The sequence below is a fragment of the Aminobacter sp. P4_D5 genome, from assembly GCF_056401815.1.
On record NZ_JBFUIP010000619.1, the window covers coordinates 1 to 760 of the forward strand.

Sequence of the window (760 nt, forward strand, 5' to 3'; positions counted from 1 at the left end):
GCGCACAAGACGGCCTTCCGCAGCCCCGCCCTTAACACCGTCTTCGGCTATCTCTCGGCCGTGCTGATCGCGCAGCCCTACGAGTACTACATCCTCTTCCACTGGGAGCATCACCGCCACACGCAGGACCCCCAGCGCGACCCCGAGCTGATCGTGGCCGTGCCCACGCATTCCGACACCTGGCTCGCCATCGCCTATACGGGCCTGATGCAGACCGGGGGCCGCCTGCGGCTGCTGACGCGGCATGCGCGCGGCGACGTTTTCTTCCCCTGGGTGCCCGCAGGCAAGAAGGCGCTCGTCATCCGCGAGGCGCGCATCTACCTCGCCATCTACGCGGCGGCGCTGATCGGCTCCATCTGGGCCGGCAGCGCCCTGCTGCTCTGGGCCTGGATCCTTCCCTGGCTGATCGGCCAGTTCATGCTGCGCCCCTACCTCTACGCCGAGCATGTCGGTTGCGAGGAAACCCGGAGCTCCTTCGAGAACACGCGCACCACCTACACCAACGCCTTCCTGCGCTGGTTCGCCTGGAACATGCCCTACCACGCCGAGCACCACGCCTACCCCTCGGTGCCGTTCCATGCGCTGCCGGAGCTGCATCGCGCCGTGGCGGAGGAGATCACCCACAAGGGCCAGGGCTATCGCCGCGTGACGCGCGAAACCTGGGCCTGGTTCCGCGCGCGCTATCGCGGCGCGAGCACGAACTCCGCCAACTCCCGCGCATAGGCCGGCGTCAGCGGCGCGATCCGGAAGGCATCGCGGT

At 68.4% G+C, this 760-nt stretch carries 1 protein-coding gene; it reads left to right on the forward strand.

From position 1 onward, the window contains the following. The coding region (locus AC1DWF_RS33905; protein WP_476842876.1) for a fatty acid desaturase at positions 1 to 723 on the forward strand (723 nt) is incomplete at its 5' end. Between the last annotated feature and the right edge of the window lie 37 nt (positions 724 to 760).